This window comes from Phyllobacterium sp. UNC302MFCol5.2 (assembly GCF_000686005.1).
Lineage (GTDB): Bacteria > Pseudomonadota > Alphaproteobacteria > Rhizobiales > Rhizobiaceae > Phyllobacterium > Phyllobacterium pellucidum.
In genome coordinates this window covers 119,948-138,342 of record NZ_JMLL01000012.1, presented here as the reverse complement: position 1 = coordinate 138,342, position 18,395 = coordinate 119,948, and the positions used below count along the sequence as shown (strand labels likewise).

Below are 18,395 nucleotides of genomic sequence, written 5' to 3'. Positions count from 1 at the left end.
ATCAAAAGCCAAGAGGCAAATGCTGTGACAATTTCCGTAAATGTGCGCCAGGTCGTTGGTCCAGAAGATGCTGCCAGGCGCGACACGAAAGGCCTGCGCGAAGGCTTCCTGATTGAAGGGCTTTTTTCGAAAGGTGAGGTCAATCTTACCTACAGCCATCTCGACCGGATGATTGTCGGGGGTGTCGTCCCGCTCGCAGAAGATCTTGTGGTCGACAAGGTAAAGGAAACCGGCACCAGCCAGTTCCTCGAGCGGCGCGAAGTCGCCATCCTCAACATTGGTGGCAAGGGCACGGTCACTGTCGGCGTCGTCGACTATCCGCTTGGCTTTCAGGATGCGCTCTATGTCGGAATGGGACAGGGAATGCTGTCGTTTCGCAGCGACGACCCGGCCAGTCCCGCCGAATTCTATCTCCTGAGCGCACCTGCACATCGTGCTTGCCCGACCGTGCTGATCACGCCGGAAATGGCCAAGAAGGTGCGCACGGGCTCGGCCGAAGAAGCAAACGCGCGCACGATCAACCAGTATGTGCATCCGGATGTCTGCGAAAGCTGCCAACTCCTGGTTGGCCTCACGGCATTCGAGCCGGGTTCCGTCTGGAACACCATGCCCGCGCATGTGCATGATCGGCGCATGGAGGTCTATCTCTATTTCGGTATGGAAGAGTCGACCCGCATCTTCCATTTCATGGGAGAACCGCATGAAACGCGGCATCTGGTGCTGAAAAGCCATGATGCCGTGCTGTCGCCGGGGTGGTCCATCCACTCCGGCGCCGGTACCGGTCGATACTCCTTCATCTGGGCGATGGCTGGCGATAACATGAGCTTCACCGACATGGACAAGATACCGATGGAAAGTCTGAGATGAATCCGTTCGATCTTTCTGGCAGATGCGCCATCGTCACGGGGGCCAACACGGGCATCGGCCAAGCCATTGCCGTCGGTCTCGCTGGTGCCGGCGCCGACATTATCGGCGTTGGCCGCTCGCCGATGCAAGAAACGGCGTCCCTCGTCACAGCCGGTGGCCGGGCGTTTCATCCGCTTCTGGCGGACCTTTCCAAGATGGATGAGGTGCGCGCCGTCATCGGGCGGGCTGCCGCCGTTCGTAAGCGCCCGGACATTCTGGTCAATAATGCCGGGATAATCCGCCGGGCTGATACGATCGATTTTACCGAGGAAGACTGGGATGCCGTCATGGACACCAACCTGAAGTCGGCATTCTTTCTCTGCCAGTCCTTTGCCAGGATGGCGATGGCTGAGAAGTTACCGGCCAAGATCATCAACATTGCCTCGCTCCTGTCGTTCCAGGGTGGCATTCGTGTTGCATCCTACACGGCAGCAAAGAGCGGCCTTGCAGGCCTGACGCGGCTGATGGCCAATGAGTGGGCGGCGCATGGCATCAACGTCAATGCAATTGCTCCCGGCTATGTCGAGACCAACAACACGACTGCGCTGCGGGCGGATGCCGCACGCAATGCCGATATCCTGAAACGCATTCCGGCCGGACGCTGGGCTCGGGCGGATGATATGGCCGGAGCGGCCGTCTTTCTCGCATCCCGCGCATCCGACTATGTGCATGGCGCGATCCTACCCGTCGATGGCGGATGGCTGGCGCGATAAATGGAGGTATCATTGTCCGATCACTACACATTGCCTGACGGCCTGGTCTGGACGGAAACCTCGCCGGGCAATCGTCGCGCCGTTCTTTCGCATCGTCCCGAAATGATGCTCGTCGCCTTCAGCTTCGACAAAGGTGCGATCGGCGCGCTCCATTCCCATCCGCATACGCAGGTTAGTTATGTGGCCGAGGGTGCCTTCGAGGTGACCGTCGACGGCGTGACCACGACACTGCCTGCCGGGAGCAGTTTCATCGTTGCTCCCAATCTCGTCCACGGTGTCGTTGCGCTCGAGGATGGATTGCTGATCGATACGTTCACGCCGCGGCGTGACGATTTTCAGTAGCGCGTCCCGCCGTGCCCGACCGCCGGTTCAAACCTGCCTTATATGAACAATTATAACGCGTTTCAGATCTTCAATGTCCTTCGCTTCGAGAGCGTCGATCATCTGGTGATGCTCGCGTGACGACTGTTCGATCCGCGCGCGTGTTTTCCATTGTGACACCGGCGCTGACGACGTCCTTTGGCGGATCTCGGTAACGAGGTTCACCAGTTCATTGTTGCCGCACAGCGCCAGCAGTTCGCGGTGAAAGGTAAGATTGGCCTCGTAGAGCTCGATCATCGTTCCGTTCATGATGAGATCGTCAAAACGGTGTGCGAGGTCGCGAAGTTTTTTCGTCGTCAACTCCGAGGCATTTGCAACGATCTTGTCCGCCACAGCCGTTTCAAGGATGACGCGAATGTCGCTTACTTCATTCGCCTGCTTACCATCCGGTTCGAATACGTGATAACCGCGGTTCGGGACGTGCTCGACAAGCCGCTTCTGCACCAGACGATCGAGTGCACGCCGTACTTCCGGCCTGGTGCTCTGATAGCGCTGCTCGAGGTCGATCTGCTTCAGCCAGACACCCGGCGCCAAAACACCGGCGAGAATGTCGTGCAGGATAGAGTCGGTAACATCGACGGATTTGAGTTGTGATTTTCGCTTGGCTCTTGCTTCACTCATTCGTCTCTCCAAATTCCATCGAATGCGAGCCTCTTAGAGTTAGTGGCCCACCCGCGAGATGTACGCCAGACAAATAATTTTACACAGAGGTTGCGTAAAAAATATTTGCGTCTAAATTGGTGCCAATTTTGGTTACTAACACAAAACGACCAATCGGGAAATCATGAAGAATTCGGCAGAAGTCTGGGAAATCGTCGAAGCCAAGCGCGCAGCGTTTTTTGAACTCAGCGATCGCGTCTGGGAGATGCCCGAAACCAACTACGAAGAGTTTCGCTCGTCGAACGAGCATGCAGACCTCCTCGAACGCGAAGGTTTTCGCGTTACGCGCGGCGTTGCAGGCTTACCGACTGCTGTCATGGGCGAAGCAGGCGAGGACGGCCCGGTCATCGCCATTCTCGGTGAATTCGACGCGCTGCCCGGATTAAGCCAGGTCGCTGGCCTCGCGGAAGAGCAACCTGTCGTGCCGGGCGGCAATGGTCATGGCTGCGGCCACAATCTGCTCGGTTCCGGCTCGATGCTGGCGGCTGCTGCGGTGAAGGACTACCTTGCGCGCAACGGCCTTAAGGGCCGTATCCGCTACTACGGTTGCCCAGCCGAGGAGGGTGGCTCGTCCAAGGGCTTCATGGTGCGCGCCGGCGTCTTCGACGACGTGGACATTGCCATTTCCTGGCATCCTGCTGCGTTTGCCGGTGTTAACAACCCGATCTCGCTTGCCTGCAACGAGATCAATTTTCACTTCAGCGGTCGTGCTTCACATGCGTCCGCAACGCCGCATCTTGGCCGCAGCGCTCTCGATGCCGTGGAATTGATGAATGTTGGTGTTAACTACATGCGCGAACATATGCCGTCTAGCGCCCGTATCCACTACGCCGTTACAGACACGGGCGGTTCCGCCCCGAATGTCGTCCAGGCCCGGGCAACGGTGCGCTATCTTGTGCGGGCCCGCGATCTTCCGGAACTCAACGGCCTTGTGGCGCGGGTCAAGAAGGTTGCCGACGGCGCCGCATTGATGACCGAGACCACCGTTCGCAGCCGCATCATCAGCGGCGACGCCAATCTGGTCGGCAACACCCCGCTCGAAGCTCTAATGCATTCGCACCTCGAGCGTCTCGGCCCGCCTGCCTTCGACGAGCACGACCATGCCATCGCACGGAAATTTCAGGAGACGTTCTCGCAAGAAGACATTGCATCCTCGTACAAGCGGTTTGACGTCACGCCGAAGAAGGGCCAAGCCTTGTGCGACAGCATCTTTCCGCCCGAAAGCGGCGACGGCGCGATTGTCGGCTCAACGGATGTCGGCACGGTAAGCTGGGTCGTTCCGACAGTCCAGATGCGCGGCGCGACCTATGCCATTGGCACGCCGGGGCACTCTTGGCAGCTTGTAGCGCAAGGCAAGCTGCCAGCGGCTCACAAGGGCATGGAACACGCGGCGAAAGTGATGGCGGGCACGGCCATCGACCTCCTCGCCAGCCGGGAACTCATTGATGCCGCCAAGGCCGACCATCGCAACCGCCTCGAGGGAAAGCCTTTCGTCAATCCGATTCCCGATGACGTTCAGCCACCCTTGCCGGAGAACACGGATGTCTGAGACGGCCTTCGCACGGGATCGACAGCAGCTGACGGGCCGCATCAGCGAGTTGTCGCAGCGACAGTCGAGCAAGCTCGATCATTCGCCGGCACTCCCCGGAAACTGAACGCTCAAGGAACAGATCAAGGAAATGCTCTTCAACCTTTCCCCTGAAGCCGGATCGTAGGCTATGAACCAGCCAAGCTTCCTTGACGTCATCAGCTTTGGACCTGGAGGATGGGGTGCTGCACTCCTCACCGGCGCCGTGATGACGATCCTCATCGCCATAAGCGGCTTTATGATCGGCTCGGTCATCGGCACATTCGGCGCATGGGCCAAGATTTCCGGTGGCAGGACAATACGGGTGCTCGCCGATGGTTATACGACGGTGCTGCGCGGTATTCCCGACCTTCTCGTGATCTATCTCTTCTATTTCGGCGGCAGCGCGGCCGTGACGGCGATCGGCCGGTTCCTCGGTTCCGAAGGCTTTATCGGCTTTCCCGGCTTCCTTGCTGGTGCGCTCGCGGTCGGGATCACCTCCGGCGCCCAGCAGATTGAAGTCTATCGTGGCGCTTTCAGAGCCGTGCACCGCGGCGAAATCGAAGCCGCCATCGCCTGCGGCATGTCGCGGCCGCTGCGCTTCAGACGCATCATCGCGCCGCTGACCTTGCGCCATGCACTTCCCGGCATGGGCAATGTCTGGCAGGTGGTCTTGAAGGAATCGGCGCTCGTCTCGATCACCGGTGTCGTCGAACTTCTGCGCCAGGCGCAAATCGGTGCGGGCTCAACGGGCATGCCGTTCAATTTTTACATCGTTGCCGGCGGCATTTATCTCATGATCTCCACACTCTCGGGCGCCGTCTTGCAGCGGTCGGAACGGCATTTCTCACGCGGCGTGAGGAGAGGCTGATGGATTGGTCATTTATGCTCGAGACCTTCGTCAGCCTCGTCAAGGCTATACCCCTGACGCTCCAGCTTGCGGCGACGGCGATTTTCCTCGGTGCGTTCGTCGCCCTTGCATTGGCGCTGTTCCGGCTTTCGGGTGTCGCCGTATTGGACTGGTTTGCGAGAGCCTATGTATTCGTTTTCCGCGGCACGCCGCTTCTCGTTCAGATTTTCCTCATCTACTACGGCCTTAGCCAGTTTCCGGCGGTTCGGCATACGGTGCTCTGGCCAATCTTGCGTGAGCCCTATTGGTGCGCCGTCATCGCGTTGACGCTGAACACAGCCGCCTATGCCAGCGAGATCATTCGCGGCGGGCTCCTGTCCGTTCCGCATGGACAGATCGAAGCCGCCCGCGCCTGCGGCATGCCACGCCTCATGATCTTCCGGCGCATCGTCATGCCGCTGGCAATCAGGCAGGCGCTGCCGGGCTATGGCAATGAAATGATTTCCATGGTCAAGGCGACGTCGCTTGCATCGATCATCACGCTGATGGAAGTCACCGGCGTTGCCGCGAAGATCATCTCCGAGAGCTATCGCGCCATCGAGGTATTTATCGTCGCCGGCCTGATCTACCTCGCCATCAACTTCATGCTGACGCGCCTCGTACAATTCGTCGAGCACCTGCTCAGTCCCCACCTTCGCGCTCCCCGGCTGATGACGCCGGTTCCAGGAGAAGCCAAATGAACGCTCAGTCACATCCGGCCACGCCCTTGGCGCTTCGTGTCAATGACCTGCACAAGAGTTTCGGTGACGCCGAGGTCCTGAAAGGAATCTCCCTTACCGCCAATGAAGGCGAGGTGGTCTCGATTCTCGGTTCCTCGGGTTCCGGCAAGTCCACCCTGCTTCGTTGCATCAACCTGCTTGAGGTTCCGGATTCGGGCGAAGTAACCGTTGGCTCGGAGACGATCCGCATGCAGCGCATGCGTGACGGCAAAAGCCGTCCCGCCGATCAGGTCCAGGTCGAGCGCGTGCGCTCACGTCTCGGCATGGTGTTCCAGAGCTTCAATCTCTGGTCGCACAAGACGATCCTCGAAAACGTGATCGAAGCGCCCATCCACGTGCAGAAGCGACCGCGGAAGGAGTGCATCGAAGAAGCCGAGGCATTGCTCGCGAAGGTCGGGATCGCCGACAAGCGCAATCACTATCCCTCGCATCTCTCCGGAGGCCAGCAGCAGCGCGCCGCCATTGCCCGCTCGCTCGCCATGCGCCCGCAGATCATGCTGTTCGATGAACCGACGTCGGCGCTCGATCCCGAACTTGTCGGCGAAGTCCTGCGCGTGATGCGCGGCCTCGCTGAAGAGGGTCGCACCATGCTCGTCGTCACCCATGAGATGGGTTTCGCGCGTGATGTCTCGAGCCGCGTCATTTTTCTCCACAAAGGACTGATCGAGGAAGAGGGGACACCGGAACAGGTGTTCGGCAACTCCAAGTCCGATCGTTTCAAACAGTTTATCCAAGGCTGAACCACCAGTCGCAAACCAAGGGGAATACCTCGAATGAAAAAACTGACCCTCTTTCTGAAGGCACTGACGCTTTCAGCTCTCGTCCTCGCCTCCGGCGCCCACGCCGAAGAAAAGAAATGGACGCACGTTACTATCGCGACCGAAGGCGCGTTCAAGCCGTACAATTTCACCAATCCCGATGGCACGCTCGACGGCTATGAAATTGAACTCTCGAAATATCTTTGCGACCACATGAAGGTTGAGTGCAAGATCGTCGTTCAGGATTTCGACGGCATGATCCCGGCTCTCAATGCCGGCAAATTCGACGCGATCATCTCGGGCATGTCGGCGACGGCAAAGCGCGAGGAAGTCATCGATTTCAGCCAGTCGTACGGCTCGACCGGGCAGGCATTTGCGACGTTGAAGTCCAGTCCGCTGGCAGGAATGGAGCTCAAGGGCAAGGTATTCTCGCTGGCTTCCAACGAGGCAGGCGCGGTTGAAGCGCTCGAAAAACTGAAGCCGCTTTTGCAGGGCAAGATCATCGGCGTCCAGACCGCATCGACGGGCGCTACCTTCGTCGACAAATATCTCAAGGGCGTCGTCGAGGTGCGTGAATACAAGACCACCGAACAGCATGACCTTGATCTCGCCGCCGGCCGTGTCGATCTAGTGATGGCATCGATGGCGTATCTGACCACCGCTTCCGCCAAGCCCGGGAACGAGGAAATGACCGTTGCAGGTCCCCGCTTCCAGGGCGGCTTCCTCGGTAAGGGGAGCTCCGTCGGCCTGCGCAAGAACGAACCTGAACTGAAGGCAATGTTCAACGAAGCAATCGACGCCGCCAAGGCCGATGGCACTATAAAGTCGCTATCGCAGAAGTGGTTCGGTTTCGACGTCACACCGCTTTAAACACCTGCAAGTCGGCGCCGCGGCGGGTGATGAACCTGGCCGCGGCCGCACATCAACCGAATTCGCGTCGGTTTGCGAGGCAGACCGCTTGCCGTGGCAGTTTAATCGGCGACCCGCTGGAATGTGGCGCCGGTGCTCGGCGCTAATCCGCAGCAAGGCTAATCCGGTGATCCTCGACTTCGTTCCGGAAGACCATGCCACGCTGACAAAACGCGGATCAGCCAAAAATGCCCTGAGCTCCTCAAATCACGGCGCGACCTTTCGGCTTGCGAACTGCTCGCCGTAGCCCCAGGCAGTTGACCTCAAGCCCAGTCACCGCTGTTGAAGCCAGACGCTGCCACTGATGGTTTCGTGCAGCGGTCAGCCGGCAAGCTTGGGGAAGACCGCGCCCTTGATGCTGACATTTCTCCCATAGTCCCCCGCATGCGTCAGGCTTGATTGCCCAAGAAGGCGTTCACAACCGGGCGAGCCGCGAAAAAAATCGATTGCAAGAAAATGATTAGGATGCTATTAATTTCCTATGCAAGAAATAGATCAACTCCGCCGCGCCTTTACCACCAGTCTTCTCCAAACGGGACGGCAGTGGCGGCGCATTACCGATCAAGCGTTGATGTCGTCGAACATCTCCGAAGCTTGTGCTGCACCTCTATTGTGGATCGGACGGCTTGGCGGAGGTGTGCGCCAGATCACCCTTGCATCCTATATCGGGATCGAGGGCCCTTCGCTTGTCCGGTTGATTGACCAGCTGGAAGCGGCCGACCTCGTCATCCGCAAGGAAGACAAGAGCGACCGGCGCGCGAAGACCCTGTGGCTGACGCGCAAGGGCAAGCAATACGCCTCCAGGCTCGAGGATATCCTCGTCGGCTTGCGCGCCCAGATACTTGCCGACGTGAGCAAGGAAGATCTCAATGCGGCACTGCGGGTTCTGGCGGCATTCGATGCTGCAAGCAACTCTCCTGCCGCTGAACCTTTGAGGCGCGAGGTCGAGTTGACGCCGTGATGTTTCCGTCCTGGCGGGATTGGGTATTTTCAGCCAAGGCCTTTCTCGCATCGATGATGGCGCTCTATATCGCCCTGTGGTTCGACCTGCCGCGTCCGTACTGGGCGATGGCGGCTGTCTATGTCGTTGCAAATCCATTGGCCGGGGCAACAAGCTCAAAGGGTCTCTATCGCGCACTCGGCACCATCATCGGCGCCAGCGCTGCGGTGTTTTTCGTGCCGCTCTTTGTGAACGCCCCCGAGCTTCTCGCCCTCGTCGTCGCACTCTGGACCGGCTGCCTCCTCTACATATCCATGCTTGATCGTACGCCGCGCAGTTACGTCTTCATGCTTGCAGGCTATTCACTTCCTTTGATCGCCCTGCCAACCGTTGGAACGCCCGAACTGATTTTCGATACGGCGGTCGCACGCACGGAAGAAATCATCATCGGCATTACCTGCGCCACTCTCGTTGGCCTCCTGATCTTTCCAAGCAGCGTCGGGACCGTTCTCGGTGGCCGCATCACTGATTGGCTGGATGATGCGGCCGACTGGGCCAACGAAATTCTGCGCGGCGAGGGGGCAATACCGGCAACGCCGGCAAGGCGCCAGAAGCTCGCTGCAGATATTGCCGGCCTTGATCTCATCATCAGTCAATTGTCCTTTGACGCCGGCACCCGCGACGTCGCCCGCCATGCGAGAGAATTGCGCGGTAGGCTCATGATGCTGTTGCCGTTGTTCTCGTCACTGGCGGACAGGCTTCATGCCCTGAAGTCGGGCGACCGGCCCCTGCCGGCCAAGCTCGGTGCGTTGCTCCATGAGGTGGCCGATTGGCTGCAATCACCCGATGCCGCGTCCGCGGACGCTCCGCAACGCTTTGCCAGGACGATCGAGGAGCTTAAATCGGCTGATCGATCAGAGAATTGGGACCACCTGATCTTGTCGAGCGCGCTTGCGCGGCTTTTGGAAATTATCAACCTCTGGCACGATTGCCTTGCATTACGCGAACAGATCGCCCGCGGGCAGTATTCCGGCCGGTGGCGGCCAACATTTCGGCATCGGCAAGTCGTCGGCCGCACCCGCTATTACGATTATGCCATGATGCTGTTTTCATCGGGATCGGTCGTCGTCGCCACGCTCGTCGCAAGCCTAATATGGATCGAAACGGGATGGCAGAGCGGTGCCGGCTTCGTCATGATGACCGCCGTAGCCTGCTCGTTCTTCGCGGCAATGGATCAACCCGCACCATTCATTTTCAAGATGTTCTTGTGGTGCGGCGTCAGCCTCATCGCAGCGTTCGTATACCAGTTTGCGATCCTGCCGGCGATCAGCGGCTACGAAATGCTGGTCCTCGTCTTCGCCCCGTCGTTCCTTCTCATCGGACTTCTTATTCCACGTCCGCAATTCAACATGCTTGCCATGCTGCTCACGGTAAACACCGCCTCGTTCGTTGCCATGCAGAATCGTTTGACCGTCGACTTCGCCTCGTTCGCCAACGAGGCGATCGCGGCCATGGCGGGAATCGCCTTCGCGCTGGTCTGGACGCAGGTCGCAAGGCCATTTGGCGCCGAGATAGCTGCGCGCCGCCTGGTGCGCGCCGGCTGGTCGGATCTCGCCGAAACCGCGGCTGGTTTGCGGCGAAGCGATCATGAAAAACTTGCCGGAAGAATGCTCGATCGCATGGGCCAGCTTGTTCCCCGGCTGGCTGCGCTGGAGGATCGGTATCTCTCCGAGATCGACGGCTTTGCCGAAGTACGTCTCGGCTTCAACATCGTCGCTATCCAGCGTGCGCGCCGGCATCTCGATGGCGACGGCCAGTCAAGTGTGAATGCAGTCCTTTCCGGTATTGCCGACCTGTTTCGCCAGCGTGTCGTACGCCGCGAAGCGGTCGCGCCCGATGCTCGCCTGCAGGAGCGCATCGATCAGGCACTGAGCCTGCCAGGTCTGCGGCAGACAATGCAGGGCCGCAGCATACTCGATGCGCTTGTCGGCCTGCGCCGTGCCCTTTTCCCTTACGCGCCGTCCCCCAAACCCATGGACGGCGACATTGTCAAAACGTCATCGCCGCAAATGCTGATGGCTGCGGAGTAGAACACATGCTTGGTGATTTCGATATTTACGGCGTCTACATGCCCGGGCTCCTCGGCATGATGTTTCTGACGCTTCTCCTCTCGGCGATGGTCCGCCGCGCACTTGCCTGGGTCGGCATCTATGCCTGGGTCTGGCATCGTGGACTGTTCGACGTCGCGCTCTACGTCGTGCTTCTCGGCGCGACAGTCTCACTTACGCAATGGTTAGTATCATGATGAAAAATCTTCAAACAGCTGGCAGGGTAGTTGTCACCCTGGCATTGGTCGTGTGTGCATTGTTCGTGGGTCGCGAACTCTGGAACCACTACATGAACGATCCGTGGACTCGCGACGCGAGGGTGCGCGCGGACGTCGTGGCCGTAGCGCCCGACGTCTCCGGTCTCGTCAGCGACGTTCTCGTCAAGGACAATGATGTCGTCCGGAAGGGCGACATACTGTTCAAGGTCGATGAGCGGCGCTTTGAAATCGCCGTGACCCAGGCCGAAGCGGCGGTCGAAGGCGCAAAGGCAACGCTCGAGCAGGCAAGCCGCGACCGCAAGCGCCGCGAACAGCTCGGTGGTGTCATTTCCGAGCAACAGAAGGAGGCGGCGCAGTCCGCTGAGGCGACTGCACAAGCGAGCTATCTGCAAGCTACCGCCAGTCTGGAACTCGCCCGCCTCAACCGCGAGCGGTCGCAGATAAAGGCGCCGGTCAACGGTACCATCACCAACCTGTCGCTCCGGCCGGGAAATTATGTGACGACAGGCAGTTCCCAGATGGCGCTGGTGGACACCGATTCAATTCGGGTCGAAGGCTATTTCGAAGAAACCAAGCTGGCCCGTATCCGTGTCGGGGACTCCGTGAAGGTCAGGCTGATGGGCCAATCAGAAGCCATCACCGGCCACGTCGACAGCATCGCCGCAGGCATTGAGGATCGTGAGCGAACGGCAGGTTCGGGTCTTCTCGCCAATATCAATCCAACGTTCAGCTGGGTGCGGCTGGCGCAGCGCATACCGGTGCGGATTGCGTTGGACCAGATCCCGCAAAAGACGCAGCTCGTGGCCGGCATGACGGCGACGGTCACTGTCGCGCCCGACGCCGCTGTCTCGGTTGCGCGTCTGCCCGGTGCCGGAGACATCGAGCAGAACTGACGCTCAACGGGTCGGTAGTAGTGGTGCAATCGTTGATGTAGGATACCGGCATCATCGGTGGTCGGAAAACATGAGGCGTGTTCTATTAGCCTTGGTCGCCTTCAGTGCCCTTTTCTTGGGGGCGGTCATTGTCGTTGTCGGTCAGACCAAGGTTCCCGCCGACGCCATAGCGAATGCCGTCACCCGGTCACCCGACATGCTTGCACAAGCTTGGAAGCTTCCGGCGGCCAAGACATTTGGATTGACGGTCAGCTACCAGTCCAACCCCTCAAAATGCGGTCCCGCCAGTGTCGCCAACGTGTTTCGCTCCCTCGGGGAGGACGAGACCACCGAGACGGCCGTCCTCGAAGGCACAGGTAAATGTTGGACCGGCCTGTGCATCATGGGTCTTACGCTTGACGAATTGGCCGGTGTTGCAAAACAGCATACCGATCGGAAAGTCACGGTCATTCGCGCCATATCGAGCGAAGAGTTCCGCGAGCACTTGCGACATTCGAATGATCCGGACCGTCGCTACATCGTCAACTTTACCAGAGAGAAAATCTTCGGCGCTGGCGCAGGACACTTCTCACCGATTGGGGGCTATCTGGAGGGGGCCGATATGGTCCTCGTCCTTGATGTGAACGAAAACTACCGGCCGTGGCTCGTTGAACGCGAACGCCTCTTCTCGGCAATGGACACATTCGATGGCGACAAGAAGCGCGGATTACTTCTGATCCAGTAGCCTGTCCAAAGCCTGATTGTAACAGTATGTATCCGGTACGCTGCTACTTACACGCGCATGCAAATTGCCCTTTGACGGACACACGGGGTATACGTTCGCCATGCATTGCAGTGGTCGCATGTACCCAATCGGAGAAGTAACAATGTCGGAAGAGGTCAACCGTCGCAATTTCCTCAGTATTGCCGCGGTGACGGCAGTCGCTGTGGAATTTCCACTGATAGGCGCAGCGAACGCGCAGGCCGGCAAGGTAGCGCCTGCAGTCAAGCCGGGGACACATACGAGCTTCGCACCCCTTAAGCAGGTTGACGCCGGGCAGCTCAACGTCGGCTATGCGGAAGCCGGCCCCGCGGATGGCCCGGTGGTGATACTGCTGCACGGCTGGCCGTATGATATCTACAGCTTTGTCGACGTCGCGCCACTTCTTGCCGGAGCGGGTTACCGCGTCGTCATGCCTTATCTTCGCGGCTACGGCACGACCCGGTTTCTCGCGAGCGAGACGATCCGCAACGGCCAGCAGGCGGTCATTGCCACCGACATTGTCGCGCTGATGGATGCATTGAAAATTCGGACCGCGATCGTCGCAGGCTATGACTGGGGAGCGCGGACGGCGAACATAGTGGCAGCGCTATGGCCCGAGCGCTGCAAGGCCATGGTTTCGGTGAGCGGCTACCTGATCGGCAGCCAGGAAGCCAACAAGAAGCCCTTGCCGCCAAAGGCGGAACTTGCCTGGTGGTACCAGTTCTATTTTGCCACTGATCGCGGCCGCCAGGGCTACGACAGCAACCGGCATGACTTCGCAAAGCTCATCTGGCAGCTTGCATCGCCAAAGTGGAACTTTGACGATGCTACCTTCGATCGATCCGCCGAAGCGTTCAACAATCCGGATCATGTCGACATCGTTATTCACAATTACCGCTGGAGGCTTGGCCTTGCGCAGGGCGAACCGCAGTACGACGCTTTGGAAAAGAAGCTTGCCGCGGGCCCGCTAATCAGCGTGCCGACGATCACAATGGAAGGAGACGCGAATGGCGCGCCGCATCCCGAACCGGCATCCTATCGCCAGAAATTTTCTGGCAAGTACGAGCATCGAACGATCACAGGCGGCATAGGCCATAATCTGCCGCAGGAAGCGCCTCAGGCTTTTGCCCAGGCGGTCATCGATGTCGATGGCTTCTGAGGCTCAAGCAGGCAGGGCAAAACAAACAAAGCAGGTGTGATGGACCACATTGACCACGTCTTGATCGTCGATGATGACCGTGAGATCCGCGAACTGGTCGCGGCCTACCTGACCAGGAACGGCTTGCGCGTCAGCGTCGCGGCAGACGGCCGGCACATGCGCGCTTTCCTTGAAACGAATGCTGTCGATCTCATCGTTCTCGATATCATGATGCCTGGCGACGACGGGCTGGTGCTGTGCCGCGAGTTGCGGGCCGGTAAGCACAAGACGACGCCGATCCTCATGCTGACAGCGCGAAACGATGAGACCGATCGCATCATCGGGCTTGAAATGGGTGCCGACGACTATCTGGTGAAGCCATTTGCGGCACGCGAATTGCTGGCACGGATCAAGGCCGTGCTGCGGCGAACCCGTATGCTTCCGCCCAACCTCCAGATCACGGAGGCCGGCCAACGCGTGCGGTTCGGCGATTGGGAACTCGACACGGTAGGTCGGCATCTGGTCGACAAGAACGGAACCACGGTCACACTCAGCGGCGCCGAGTACCGACTGCTTCGCGTGTTTGTCGATCACCCGCAGCGCGTGCTTAATCGCGACCAACTGCTCAATCTGACGCAAGGCCGCGATGCGGAGCTCTTCGATCGTTCGATCGACCTGCTCGTCAGCAGGCTGAGGCAGCGACTTTGCGACGATGCGCGTGAACCTGCCTATATCAAGACCGTACGGAGCGAGGGCTACGTTTTCTCGATGCCAGTTGAAATTGCCGAGCTGCGACAATGAGCATTGCGGGGAGCCCGCATCCTTGGCGATGGCCCCGCACGCTTGGCGCGCGCCTGTTCCTGATCCTTCTCGCGGGCTTGATCCTTGCTCATGCGTTGTCCTTCAGTGCCTTGTTTCTTGAACGCTATATGGCAACGCGGAACGTCATGTTGAACACGCTCGAAAGCGATGTCGCGACCTCCATTGCCATTCTCGATCGGCTGCCCGCCAATGAGCGCGCGAACTGGCTCGACCGCCTTGATCGTGGAACCTATCGCTTCGAACTCGGAAACGGCCTGCCCGGCGTTCCTGACATGAGCAAGCGGGGGGCCGAGATTGCGGCAAAGATAGAAGCTGCCGGTGGTCAGCGCTTTCCCATCCATGTGGAATCCATCCCGGGCGATGCGATGCGCCTGCAGGCCCATCTGACATTGAGCGACGGCGCGCCATTGACGATCGATGTACGGCCGGCGGCGATGCCGCTCGCAGATTGGTTGCCGTACGTACTCGTTGCTCAACTGCTCCTGCTCGTTCTTTGCACCTGGTTTGCGGTGCGCCAGGCAATCCGTCCACTTGTCGATCTCGCCCATGCAGCCGATACGCTCGACCCTAACAAAAAGGCTCCAAGGCTCAGCGAGTCAGGTCCGAGTGAAGTTGCCTATGCCGCAACTGCCTTCAACGCCATGCGCGACCGGATCGCGCACTATCTCGAGGAACGCGTGCAAATCCTGGCTGCGATCTCCCACGACCTGCAGACCCCGATTACCCGGATGAAGCTTCGTGCTGAGGTCGGTGAGGATTCCGCCGAGAAAGACAAGCTGATCCAGGATCTGACCGAGATCGAGCGGCTTGTCCATGAAGGCGTGGCCTATGCCCGCAGCGCCCATGGCGATGCGGAGAAGTCCTCCCGCATCGACATTACCTCATTTATGGAAAGCCTCGTCTACGACTACCAGGACACAGGTAAGGCCGTAACGATTGAAGGAAAAATCCTTGCCCCGGTGGATACTCGGCCCCACGCATTGCGGCGGATCTTCACCAACCTCATCGACAATGCGCTGAAATTTGGCGGCAGCGCCGAGGTATATCTTGAAAGTGACAAGAACGGTCAAGCGACCGTCAAGATCATGGATCGTGGCCCCGGCATTCCGGAAGACCATTTGGAGGCGGTGTTGCAGCCGTTCTTCCGGCTTGAGCAGTCACGCAACCGCGGCACGGGGGGCACGGGGCTGGGACTGGCCATCGCCCACCAACTTGCGCTTGCCATTGGTGCATCGCTGCAATTGCGCAATCGTGCCGGTGGCGGCCTTTCAGCGGAAGTCACCATTCGCTGAAGCGTGATATCCCGCGCATTCGTACAATCCGATACAATTCGAGCCCTATAGGACACATCCAGGATACGTCGCTGCCGCTCTATGCGGTCCGTGACTGATCTTCAGTCGTCGCACACACATCGCTTCGAAGGAGATGATGATGACGCTTCTGTTTGTTGCCTACCTCGCGGGCGCGCTGACGATCCTCAGCCCCTGCATCCTGCCCGTACTTCCCTTTGTCTTCGCGCGCGCGGGGCAACCCTTCATCAAGAGTACCTTGCCGATGCTGGTCGGGATGGCAATGACGTTTGCCCTTGTCGCTTCGCTCGCCGCCGTTGGGGGCAGTTGGGCCGTGGAAGCCAATGAGTATGGGCGCTACGCGGCACTTGTGCTGTTGGCCGCGTTTGGCCTGACCCTTGTTTCTCCGCGGCTCGCCGCCATCGCGACCACTCCCATTGTAACCTTTGCCAACAGATTGCTGAACGCAACCGGCGGACCCGGGTCCGTTCCGACATTCGGAGGAGCGCTCATCCTTGGCGTTGCAACGGGCCTGCTCTGGGCGCCCTGTGCCGGACCGATTCTCGGCCTGGTCCTGACGGGAGCCGCGCTTCAGGGCGCCAGCATTCAAACGACTCTGCTTCTTCTCGCCTATGCGGCAGGCGCAGCGACATCGCTTGCACTGGCAATGCTCGTTGGCGGTCAGGTCTTCGCTGTGATGAAGCGCTGGATAGGCGCCGGCGAATGGCTGCGTCGTGGCCTCGGCATCGCCGTTCTTGCCGGCGTCGCCGCCATCGCGCTCGGCGCAGATACGGGCTATCTGGCTCGGCTCTCGGGGCCGGCCACGGGCAAGGCCGAGCAGGCGCTTCTCGATGCGCTCAAGCCGCGTACTTCACCGCAATCAGCGGCAGACCGTGGCGTTATGCTGGCCGCCAACACCCAACCGGCCTTTCACAGTGATTTGCCGGTCGAAGGCAAGTTTCCCTCACTGGGTGGCGCTGTCGAATGGCTGAATTCAGCGCCGCTGACCCCGGAGCAATTGCGCGGCAAGGTCGTGCTGGTCGATTTCTGGACTTATTCGTGCATCAACTGCATTCATACGGTGCCCTATGTCGTGGAATGGTCCGAGAAATATAAGGATCAGGGTCTTGTCGTCATTGGCGTGCACGCCCCGGAATATGCCTTTGAAAAGAAGATCGACAACGTGAAGAAGGCGATCGCCGACTTTGGGATCAAATATCCGGTTGCGGTCGATAACAACTACAAAATCTGGCAGGCTTTCGAGAACAGCTATTGGCCGGCTCACTACTTCATCGATGCCAAGGGTCAGATCCGCTACCACCATTTCGGCGAAGGCGAATACGACACGTCGGAAAAGGTAATCCAGGATCTCTTAGCTGAAGCCAAGGGCGAGCAGGCAGCCAATCAGCCCGTCATGCCCGAGGTCAAGGCCGCCCGTAGCTGACGATCGGAACGATATCGCCCCCGCCTTGAGGGGCGATATCTTCGTCTATGATCGTACGATATCACTCCACCTTTGAGAGGAAAAGCCGGAATGAAATTCGTTATAAAGTGCCTGATCGTCGCAGGAGTGCTAGGTTCGCCTTGCATTTACGATGTAACTTCGCGTGAACCTTCACCGGCAGCCGGTGTCATTGCACTTGGCGGCCCGCTTCTGGCGGCTGGAGACGCGCATCCCTATATTCAGGGCATGTGGACCAGCGATACAGCAGTCCATCCCAAGAAACTGGAGGTAAATTCATGAGCCAAGAACGCGCAATTCTCGCTGGCGGATGCTTCTGGGGCATGCAGGATTTGTTTCGCCGCTATGACGGGGTGATTTCGACACGCGTCGGCTATAGCGGCGGCGACGTTCCGAACGCGACCTACCGCAACCATGGAACCCATGCGGAGGCCATCGAAATCGTCTTTGATCCGGCCCGCATCAGTTATCGGCAGATTCTTGAATTCTTTTTCCAGATTCACGATCCGAGCACCCGCAACCGCCAGGGCAATGATGTTGGCATGAGCTATCGTTCGGCGATTTTCTACACCACCGAGGAGCAGAAGCGCGTTGCGCTCGATACGATTGCAGACGTTGACGCTTCGGGACTGTGGCCCGGCAAAGTTGTCACCGAGGTGGCCCCGGCCAGCGATTTCTGGGAAGCCGAGCCCGAGCATCAGGATTATCTCGAGCGCATCCCGAACGGATATACCTGTCACTTCATCCGGCCCGGCTGGAAGCTTCCCGTCCGTGCTGCGTCGGCCTGAATGGTACAGCGGAGCGCAGGCCTTCTAATCTATCGCTACAGCGACGGAACTCTCGAAGTGCTGCTGGTCCATCCCGGCGGGCCCTATTGGGCTCGCAAGGATGATGGCGCGTGGTCGATACCGAAAGGCCTCATCGACGATAACGAGGATGAGCTGGATGCGGCGCGACGCGAGACCAGGGAAGAGATTGGCTTCGATATAGACGGCACCTTCGCGCCGCTCGGCGAATTCAAGCAGCCGAGCGGCAAGATAATAGTTGCCTGGTCGGTCGAAGCCGATGCGGCGGTGAATGCCGAAACCATTGTCAGCAATACGTTCGAAATGGAGTGGCCGCCCAAATCCGGCTCGATGCAAGCATTTCCCGAGGTCGATCGCGCGGGGTGGTTCCCGTTGCCCGTGGCCGGGCAGAAAATTCTCAAGGGCCAGCGGGCCATCCTCTCAGAGTTCGCAGCAAGGCTGGCTTGACCTTGCG

The 18,395-nt window shown here is 59.2% G+C and carries 20 protein-coding genes and 1 pseudogene; 20 read left to right on the top strand and 1 reads right to left on the bottom strand.

Translation table 11 applies throughout. The features are described 5' to 3' along the window. Nucleotides 1-24: 24 nt before the first annotated feature. From kduI to BR48_RS0115385, 3 genes are read left to right on the top strand one after another with little or no spacing between them, the layout of a single operon-like run. Entirely contained in the window at nucleotides 25-867 is an 843-nt protein-coding gene (gene kduI, locus BR48_RS0115395; RefSeq protein WP_027232129.1) for a 5-dehydro-4-deoxy-D-glucuronate isomerase, read from the top strand. Further along, complete coding sequence (gene kduD / locus BR48_RS0115390) at nucleotides 864-1,619, top strand: 2-dehydro-3-deoxy-D-gluconate 5-dehydrogenase KduD (RefSeq protein ID WP_027232128.1); 756 nt, start codon at nucleotides 864-866, stop codon at nucleotides 1,617-1,619. The genes kduI and kduD overlap by 4 nt, the downstream gene beginning before the upstream one ends. Before the next feature lie 12 nt (nucleotides 1,620-1,631). Next, on the top strand, nucleotides 1,632-1,961 hold the full coding sequence (locus tag BR48_RS0115385; protein ID WP_245273517.1) for a cupin domain-containing protein: 330 nt from the start codon (nucleotides 1,632-1,634) through the stop codon (nucleotides 1,959-1,961). 27 nt (nucleotides 1,962-1,988) lie between these two features. Here BR48_RS0115385 and BR48_RS0115380 read toward each other — a convergent pair whose 3' ends face one another. Continuing rightward, nucleotides 1,989-2,621 carry a GntR family transcriptional regulator gene (locus BR48_RS0115380; protein ID WP_027232126.1) on the bottom strand — a complete coding sequence of 211 codons (633 nt, stop codon included), beginning with the start codon at nucleotides 2,619-2,621 and terminating at the stop codon, nucleotides 1,989-1,991. 163 nt (nucleotides 2,622-2,784) lie between these two features. On the opposite strand from BR48_RS0115380, the gene BR48_RS0115375 reads away from it, so the two are divergent. The 17 genes and pseudogenes from BR48_RS0115375 (at nucleotide 2,785) to BR48_RS0115285 (ending at nucleotide 18,388) form a co-directional block, all read left to right on the top strand. Continuing rightward, nucleotides 2,785-4,209, top strand: a complete 1,425-nt coding sequence (locus BR48_RS0115375) for a M20 family metallopeptidase (protein ID WP_027232125.1) — start codon at nucleotides 2,785-2,787, stop codon at nucleotides 4,207-4,209. A 169-nt stretch (nucleotides 4,210-4,378) separates the two neighbouring features. Continuing rightward, nucleotides 4,379-5,098, top strand: a complete 720-nt coding sequence (locus tag BR48_RS0115365) for an ABC transporter permease subunit (RefSeq protein ID WP_027232124.1) — start codon at nucleotides 4,379-4,381, stop codon at nucleotides 5,096-5,098. Continuing rightward, nucleotides 5,098-5,817 (top strand): ABC transporter permease, encoded by a 720-nt coding sequence (locus BR48_RS0115360; RefSeq protein WP_027232123.1) that lies wholly within the window; start codon nucleotides 5,098-5,100, stop codon nucleotides 5,815-5,817. The genes BR48_RS0115365 and BR48_RS0115360 overlap by 1 nt, the downstream gene beginning before the upstream one ends. After that, on the top strand, nucleotides 5,814-6,596 hold the full coding sequence (locus BR48_RS0115355; RefSeq protein WP_027232122.1) for an ATP-binding cassette domain-containing protein: 783 nt from the start codon (nucleotides 5,814-5,816) through the stop codon (nucleotides 6,594-6,596). The genes BR48_RS0115360 and BR48_RS0115355 overlap by 4 nt, the downstream gene beginning before the upstream one ends. 33 nt (nucleotides 6,597-6,629) lie before the next feature. Next, entirely contained in the window at nucleotides 6,630-7,484 is an 855-nt protein-coding gene (locus tag BR48_RS0115350; protein ID WP_027232121.1) for a transporter substrate-binding domain-containing protein, read from the top strand. 520 nt (nucleotides 7,485-8,004) lie between these two features. Next, nucleotides 8,005-8,484, top strand: a complete 480-nt coding sequence (locus BR48_RS0115340; protein WP_027232120.1) for a MarR family transcriptional regulator — start codon at nucleotides 8,005-8,007, stop codon at nucleotides 8,482-8,484. Continuing rightward, complete coding sequence (locus BR48_RS0115335) at nucleotides 8,481-10,553, top strand: FUSC family protein (RefSeq protein ID WP_027232119.1); 2,073 nt, start codon at nucleotides 8,481-8,483, stop codon at nucleotides 10,551-10,553. Before BR48_RS0115340 ends, BR48_RS0115335 begins: the two co-directional genes overlap by 4 nt. Before the next feature lie 5 nt (nucleotides 10,554-10,558). Further along, nucleotides 10,559-10,768 (top strand): DUF1656 domain-containing protein, encoded by a 210-nt coding sequence (locus BR48_RS0115330; RefSeq protein WP_027232118.1) that lies wholly within the window; start codon nucleotides 10,559-10,561, stop codon nucleotides 10,766-10,768. Next, the gene (locus tag BR48_RS24705; RefSeq protein WP_051615095.1) at nucleotides 10,768-11,682 is read left to right on the top strand and encodes an HlyD family secretion protein; all 915 of its coding nucleotides are present in this window, start codon (nucleotides 10,768-10,770) and stop codon (nucleotides 11,680-11,682) included. The genes BR48_RS0115330 and BR48_RS24705 overlap by 1 nt, the downstream gene beginning before the upstream one ends. Before the next feature lie 70 nt (nucleotides 11,683-11,752). Then, a complete protein-coding gene (locus BR48_RS0115320) occupies nucleotides 11,753-12,406 on the top strand; it encodes a phytochelatin synthase family protein (RefSeq protein ID WP_027232117.1) in 654 nt (217 codons plus the stop codon). Between the two features lie 142 nt (nucleotides 12,407-12,548). Then, nucleotides 12,549-13,583 carry an alpha/beta hydrolase gene (locus BR48_RS0115315; protein WP_027232116.1) on the top strand — a complete coding sequence of 345 codons (1,035 nt, stop codon included), beginning with the start codon at nucleotides 12,549-12,551 and terminating at the stop codon, nucleotides 13,581-13,583. Nucleotides 13,584-13,622: 39 nt separating this feature from the next. Further along, nucleotides 13,623-14,363 (top strand): response regulator, encoded by a 741-nt coding sequence (locus tag BR48_RS0115310; RefSeq protein ID WP_027232115.1) that lies wholly within the window; start codon nucleotides 13,623-13,625, stop codon nucleotides 14,361-14,363. Then, the gene (locus BR48_RS0115305) at nucleotides 14,360-15,676 is read left to right on the top strand and encodes an ATP-binding protein (protein ID WP_027232114.1); all 1,317 of its coding nucleotides are present in this window, start codon (nucleotides 14,360-14,362) and stop codon (nucleotides 15,674-15,676) included. Before BR48_RS0115310 ends, BR48_RS0115305 begins: the two co-directional genes overlap by 4 nt. A gap of 139 nt (nucleotides 15,677-15,815) precedes the next feature. Beyond that, a pseudogene (locus BR48_RS24700) lies at nucleotides 15,816-17,102 on the top strand (cytochrome c biogenesis protein DipZ); the annotation flags it as partial. A 105-nt stretch (nucleotides 17,103-17,207) separates the two neighbouring features. Then, a complete protein-coding gene (locus BR48_RS24695; protein WP_036814633.1) occupies nucleotides 17,208-17,417 on the top strand; it encodes a hypothetical protein in 210 nt (69 codons plus the stop codon). Next, nucleotides 17,414-17,923: a peptide-methionine (S)-S-oxide reductase MsrA gene (msrA, locus tag BR48_RS0115290; RefSeq protein WP_027232113.1), complete on the top strand. Its 510-nt coding sequence runs from the start codon at nucleotides 17,414-17,416 to the stop codon at nucleotides 17,921-17,923. The genes BR48_RS24695 and msrA overlap by 4 nt, the downstream gene beginning before the upstream one ends. After that, nucleotides 17,924-18,388, top strand: a complete 465-nt coding sequence (locus tag BR48_RS0115285; RefSeq protein WP_027232112.1) for an NUDIX domain-containing protein — start codon at nucleotides 17,924-17,926, stop codon at nucleotides 18,386-18,388. Nucleotides 18,389-18,395 lie beyond the last annotated feature (7 nt).